Origin of the sequence: Tenacibaculum sp. SSH1-16 (genome assembly GCF_040104435.1) — a bacterium.
Taxonomy (GTDB): Bacteria; Bacteroidota; Bacteroidia; order Flavobacteriales; family Flavobacteriaceae; genus Polaribacter; species Polaribacter mesophilus.
Genome location: NZ_JBECOV010000021.1, coordinates 1 through 7,205 on the forward strand (window position 1 = coordinate 1; position 7,205 = coordinate 7,205).

Annotated in this window: 5 protein-coding genes; 4 read left to right on the plus strand and 1 reads right to left on the minus strand. The window is 31.9% G+C overall.

Annotation, left to right across the window (positions count from 1 at the left end; genetic code table 11):
* The coding region (locus tag ABMY20_RS16015; protein ID WP_349265808.1) for a VCBS domain-containing protein at positions 1-2,725 on the minus strand (2,725 nt) is incomplete at its 3' end.
* Between the two features lie 720 nt (positions 2,726-3,445).
* On the opposite strand from ABMY20_RS16015, the gene ABMY20_RS16020 reads away from it, so the two are divergent.
* The 4 genes from ABMY20_RS16020 to ABMY20_RS16035 all read left to right on the plus strand — a co-directional run.
* Entirely contained in the window at positions 3,446-3,892 is a 447-nt protein-coding gene (locus tag ABMY20_RS16020) for a protein-disulfide reductase DsbD domain-containing protein (protein ID WP_159614101.1), read from the plus strand.
* 18 nt (positions 3,893-3,910) lie between these two features.
* Positions 3,911-5,908, plus strand: a complete 1,998-nt coding sequence (locus ABMY20_RS16025; protein WP_349265809.1) for a cytochrome c biogenesis protein CcdA — start codon at positions 3,911-3,913, stop codon at positions 5,906-5,908.
* Between the two features lie 541 nt (positions 5,909-6,449).
* The gene (locus tag ABMY20_RS16030) at positions 6,450-6,887 is read left to right on the plus strand and encodes a GNAT family N-acetyltransferase (RefSeq protein ID WP_083574767.1); all 438 of its coding nucleotides are present in this window, start codon (positions 6,450-6,452) and stop codon (positions 6,885-6,887) included.
* Position 6,888: 1 nt separating this feature from the next.
* Positions 6,889-7,205: sigma-70 family RNA polymerase sigma factor (locus ABMY20_RS16035; protein WP_349265810.1), on the plus strand; the 317-nt coding region annotated here is incomplete at its 3' end.

Sequence of the window (7,205 nt, forward strand, 5' to 3'; positions counted from 1 at the left end):
CTATTCTTCCATTTCCGTCTAACTGACCAGAAGAAACATTTTCACTTGCTTCTACTGCATCAAAGCACCCATCATTATCACTATCTAAATCTAAATGATTCGGAATTCCATCATTGTCGGAATCTAAAAAACCGCCACATATTAGAGCTAAGTTGATAGGAGATTTTGTATTTCCAGATTTTAGATCAAGTTTTAGCGATGTTGTGGTTGTTTTAATTTCCCAAGCTTCAGATGCTGAAATAGCACCTAAGGCATCAAAGTTCAAAATGCCACCAGAGTTAGAATTAATCATTAAATCACCATTTGGGTCGGCTACAGTAAATTCTCCTGTTGAAGTTAATTCCCAAGTATCCCCTGTATCAAAATTTCCAGTTATACCAATTTCATGTTTTAGAGAAACTGTTACTGGGGATGAAAAAGTAAAAGTTGCTGTTCCTCCTTGAGTGATTAAGATATCTCCATTAGCATTACCTTCGTCTACTGTACCTGTTGTAGTAATTGTTACATCTATTATTTTTTCTGTATCTTGATCAAAATAACTTCCAGAGGTTAAGGTAGTTCCAATTCCTGTTAAATCTAATGGGGTTCCTGCGCAAGCTAATGATTCTTCTGTGTCTAATATTCCATCATTATCATCATCTAAATCTAGCCTATCGGCTATTCCATCACCATCAGGGTCTGTCCCTGATCCATTAATAGTAATTACTAAATTAGCTGTATCTGAAGACACTCCGTCGGAAATTTCATAAAAAAATGTATCTGTTAATGTTTGACCTACGAGTAAGCCTGCTACTGCTGGGTTTGATGTATCAACAATATATTCATAACTTCCATCTGGATTCATTATTATTGACCCGTAAGTTCCAGGGTATAAAATATTTAAATTTCCGGCATTTAGGTTACCTAATGTAGTACCAAGTCTTATGGTGGTAACAGAGCCAGAACCTTGCCAGTAAATATCTGAAACACCAGCAATTTGTCCAAGAGGGTCAGGATCTGTAACATTAGGTCCATAATTATAGCTTAATCTTAATTGATTAATTGGCTGTTCAAAAAAAACATTGATATTTCCTGTAGCATCACTAGGTATTGCGCTACCTATTCCATAAAAAGTATTACTTCCTGAGTTAATTACTCCACCTGTTGTAACAAATTTATAAGTTGAATTTATACCATCTAAATTACCTTCAATTTTTATTTGATCTTGCCAAGAACTTCCTTGTGAAAAATCAATATCTGTTAGTAAGAAACCTAAATTAAAAACAGGTTGATCAAAATCTATAACTAAAACAGTGTCATCAGTGGGGTTAGTTGTTCCGTCTATATCATATATTAAATAACCTGTATGACCTCCGTTGGTAGTATAATCTACTGTTTGGTTAAAGGATGTACCAAATCCTCCAGGGTCTAAAGTAGTAAAAGAAAGCCCCACGCCACCAATAGTTTTTGTTTTTCCATTTACTGTTTCTCCATTTGTAAAATTGCTTTCCCAAACTAAAGTAGATAAGCCTCGATCTACGGTATCAGAGCCCCCAGTTCCAGGATCGGTTATTACATTACCTGTGGCACTTGCATCGATAAAAGCAGTTAAAGAATCTGTGTTATCTATTGCGTCAGGGGCTTCATCTACTCCGTTAATTGTTATGGTTAATATACCATAATCTTTTATACCAATGGCATCAGCTACAGTATAAGAAATAATATCATCTAAACTCTCTCCGTTTCTTAAACCTGTAACAGAAGCATTTGTTTCATCTACATCATAAGTATAAGTACCATTTGCTTGTATTGTAATGTCTCCATATAAAGTAGTATAAGTGTTGTTAACAGCTGAAGGATAGACATCTACTTCTGTTACCGATATGGCGGTAGAGCCAGAGTCATTAGTAAGAACATTACCTGTAATAGTTCCAGTAGAATTAGCAAGAATACTATCAGCTTCATCTACAACTGTTGGGGGAGTAGTGTAGATTCTTATAATGGTTTGTGCTGTGGTAGAATCTCCATTTGTATCAAAAATGGTAACATCCATTGTGCGTACCCCATCTGTATATGGGCTTTGCAAGTCTCCATAAAACAAGGTGGATAAAAACGTTTCAAACTCAGAATTAGAGATAGGATTTCCAGAGGTTTCTACAATATTAAATGTTGTGTTTGTTAGTTGTGTAATTTGTATTGTTGAACTCCCTATAGTATAGGTAAATGGACCAGATACCGGTAATTGTAACCATAATAAATCAAAACCACCGCCATTATTAATAGCTAACAATTCACCAAAAGGAGTATCAACAATTCCAGAAAAACTTATTGTTGCACTTAAAACACCTGTATCTGTTGTTACTTTTGGATCTACAGTTACAGGGAAAATGTTTGATGTTGTTGGCTGTAGTTGGAAATCATAATTATTTCCTGGTGTTATAGAGTTTAAATCTAAAGTTGGTGTAGCCATCATCATCATACTAAAAGTAGATGAAAAGGATCTTTGATTTAAATTACTATTAGTTATTTTTTTTGTTAAAAAAGAACTACTTATAGGGTTAACTAGATTGTTTGATGAGGATAATTTTGTGTCTTGAGGTGGTTTATAGGATAATGTTTTGTTGAGATTACTTCTTTTTAATTCTTCTTTTATGATTACTTGCGAACTAAGGCTAATAGTAAATGTTAAGAAAATTATATATAATATGCTTTTATATACACTATAGTGAGGGTGTTTATTTTTCATATAAAGCTTTTTTTGTTTAGATGGATTATAGTGCAAACACTTGTTTGTGTTTTTTGCGCTAGAATGTGTGATACTCTTTAATTTAAGACTAAAAAAATAGGATACACTTCATCAACTCGTTAGAGTTTGATAATCAAGTTAAAATTAAATGGGAAACTATAAAAGAACATCTTTAAATATAGTTAACCGTATTAATGATTATGTGGAAAGTGTTATAGTTCTTATATTATAAAACATACTCTTAAACCTGTAATTAAAAGTTTTAAGAAACTTAATTGAAGGAAATGCTCTCCACATTTTTGAGAGAGTGATGGATTGGAGTTTAACTACTCCTTTTTTTCTATTGATAGAAATATGTAGTTTGTTGAGAAGAATTATAAATTCTAATATAAAATCTACACTAAACTTTTTAAAATAAAAGTGTTTCATATTTGGGGGACTTAAATTTAGTTTATGATAAATACTGTTACTTCATCTACTTTTTTGTTTTTAATTGTAAAAAGAATTTAAAGGTGTGATTTTAAAAAATGACTCAAAAAATCACTATAAATATATAAAAAATAAATTAACATTTTTTTATGTTTTTTAAGATAATTTTATAATTAACAGTTCCTTGTCACGGATAGAAAATAAAATTGAATAAGAATGTTAATTATTATTTAATTATTCTTCTATGAATATAAAACACGTTATTTTTACGAGTTCAATACTTATTTAAAAATGAAAAAAATATATCTAATACTACTATTATTTACTTGCTCCTTTACGTTTTCCCAAGTGCACGATCCAGTAAAGTGGAGTACTTCAGTAAAAAAGATATCAGATAAAGAAGCAGAGTTAGTAGCTACCGCAACAATTCAAAAAGATTGGCATTTGTATTCACAAGAGATTCCAAAAGGAGGGCCAATTCCAACCTTATTTACTTTTGAGGGAGATACTAAATACTTGAAAAAAGGAAATACTAAAGAAGAAGCAGGACATGTAGTGGACGATCCAATCTTTGAAATGAAAATTAAATATTTCGATACTAAAGCTACTTTTACTCAGAGAATCCGTTTAAAAACTACAGAAAAGTTTACAGTTAAAGGAGTGGTAGAGTATATGGTGTGTACAGGAATGAACTGTTTACCTCCAAAAGAAGTAGAATTAACTTTTAATGTAAATTAATCCCTTTCCCCAAATAAGATGAAAAAAATACTAGCATTTTTGCTTTGTTTTACTGTTGGGTTTTCGGCAATGAGCCAAATTCACAATCCAATAGAATGGAAAACGAGTGTAGAGAAAATTTCTAAAACAACATATAACTTAGTAAGTACTGCGACAATACAAGGAAGTTGGCATTTGTATGCACAGGAAGTTCCGAGTGGTGGTCCTATTCCAACAACTTTTACGTATGATGATGATGGAGGGAAAGTTAAAATTGTAGGAAATACTACAGAGCCAGAAGGAGAAATTAAGTTTACCACACTTTTTGGTGAAGAAGGAATGAATATTAAATCCTTTGCAGACAAAGCAGTTTTTAAGCAGAAAGTAGAGTTGATTGATGCTAGTTTAACTCAAATAAACGCATTTGTAGAGTTTATTGCCTGTACAGATGAGATGTGCTTGCCTCCAAAAGAAGTAGATTTGGTGTTTGATTTAACTAAAGCGACAGCAGTTAAAGTTTCTTCAGATAACGTTAAAGAAACAAAAACAACAGATAAAGAAGTTTCAAAAGAAAGTGAAAAGGAAGAAAAGAAAGGTTTATGGGGAATTTTCTTCATTGCTTTTTTATCTGGGTTTGCAGCATTGTTAACTCCGTGTGTATTTCCTATGATACCGATGACAGTAAGCTTTTTCACAAAACAAAGCAAAAGTAAATCAGCAGGAATTCGAAATGCAATTATCTACGGAATATCTATTATAGGGATTTATGTATTATTAGGGTCGGTAGTAACTGCTGTTTTTGGAGCTGATGCTTTGAACGCATTATCAACGAACGTATGGTTTAATATAGTTTTCTTCTTAATCTTAGTAATTTTTGCTGTGTCTTTCTTAGGAGCTTTTGAAATTACTTTACCAAGTTCATGGGCAACTAAGGTAGATTCTCAAGCTGATAGAGGAGGGTTAATTGGAATTTTTTTTATGGCGTTAGCCTTGGCAATTGTATCCTTTTCGTGTACAGGACCAATCGTAGGTACTTTGTTAGTAGAAGCAGCTTCTAAAGGAGGAATAGCTCCTATTGTTGGAATGTTAGGGTTCTCTTCAGCTATTGCACTACCATTTGCCTTATTTGCAGCTTTTCCAGGATGGTTAAATTCATTGCCAAAATCAGGAGGATGGTTAAATACGGTAAAAGTAGTTTTAGGGTTCTTGGAATTAGCCTTAGCATTTAAATTCTTATCAAATGCCGATTTAGTATTACAATTACATCTACTAGAAAGAGAGGTGTTTATTGCTATATGGATAGCTATTTTTGGAGCTTTAGCTTTTTATCTATTTGGAAAAATACAATTACCACACGATAGTCCAATCAGTCATATTTCTGTAGGAAGATTAAGTTTAGGGTTGATTGTATTATCTTTTACCATTTATATGGTTCCTGGGTTATGGGGAGCACCGTTGAATTTAATCAGTGCATTTCCACCGCCACAACATTATAGTGAGTCACCTTATGGAGTAGGATTTACAAAACAAGCAGTAGTAAGTTCAGGTAATCAAGAAAATGGACATGAGCGTTTGCCAGAAGGAGCACATTTAATGCCACCACATGATATTATGTCGTTTCATGATTATGATAAAGGATTAGCTTATGCTAAAAAAGTAGGAAAGCCAGTAATGTTAGATTTTACAGGACATGCTTGTGTAAATTGTAGAAAAATGGAACAAAACGTTTGGGTGAAACCAAAGGTTTTAGACGTGTTGAAAAACAAAGTAGTTTTAATCTCTTTGTATGTAGATGATAAAAGACCATTAGAAGAAGACGAGGTGGTAGAATCAAAGTTAAACCCAGGAAAAAAACTAAAATATATTGGTCAAAAATGGAGTGAAATGCAAACTATTAAGTATAAAGCAAACTCACAACCATTTTATGTATTAATGAATCATGATGAATCAAATATAATAGACCCTATAGCATACACACCAGATGTAGATGAATATTATAACTGGCTTGAAAATGGGATTACTAATTTCAAAAAGTAATTAGAAATTATATCATAATTAAAAGGCACTTCAGAAAAATCTGAAGTGTTTTTTTGTTTAATTATATTGTGCTATAAACCTAGAAAACATTGTAAAGGGTTCTTTTACAGTAGCTGTTTTGAAATTATCTATAAAATTCGTACCTTTGTAAGATATGGTAGATACTACACACGAGAAAAAAAATCAACGAGTTTTTACATTCAACTACCTTGTGTTCCGTAATCAATCGGACAAGTTTATCCCACCAGGGTTCTAATTTAAGTTTACAATAACTCCTCCTTTGTGAGAAGTTTCTCTAATATATTTAAAAACACTTTGTAGAACTATTTACCAGTTAAAAAATAGATTTATAAAATGTTTTTTTTGACCTTACGAGTATCTGTTTATAGATAATCGTACACTTTTCTAAAAAGTATTCCGCATTAAAAGACAAATACCAAAATAAATAGGTTTTGTATTTATTGCTATTTAAGTTTCAGTAGAAAAAACTAAAGAAACTTACAGTTATTACATACCTATTCTTTTTTATAAAAATCAAATTATGACAATAAAAACTTACGATGCATTTAATCGTATAACCCCTCTAGAAATAGAAAGAGTAACTAACTTTTTATATAAACATCTTGAAAAATATGGAGATGAAAAATCAGCAATTCGTAAAGCAATAGACTATGCAGCAAAAGAGCGAACAGGATTAGGTGGATATGTTTTTACGATAGAAGATAAAGGTGAAATTATAGGTGCAGTGGTAATAAATAAAACTGGAATGGATGAGTATATCCCAGAAAACATTTTAGTCTACATAGCCACTCATAATGAATATAGAGGGAAAGGAGTAGGAAGAAAAATAATGACACATGCTATAGAAAACTGTAAAGGAGATATTGCTTTACATGTAGAAAAAGATAATCCAGCAAAGTTTTTGTACGAAAAGCTAGGATTTACCACTCCGTATTTAGAAATGAGACTAAAGAGATAATATGAGACAGTTAAAAATAACAAAACAAGTTACCAATAGAGAATCAAAATCTATTGAGAAGTACTTACAAGAAATTGGTAAGATTGATTTGATTACTGCAGATGAAGAGGTTGAGTTAGCTCAAAAAATCAAAACAGGTGACCAAAGAGCATTAGAAACTTTGGTAAATGCTAACTTACGTTTTGTAGTGTCGGTGGCAAAACAATATCAAAATCAAGGATTACGCCTTTCTGACTTAATTAATGAAGGAAATATAGGTTTGGTTAAAGCAGCAAGACGTTTTGATGAAACGCGTGGATTTAAGTTTATATCGTATGC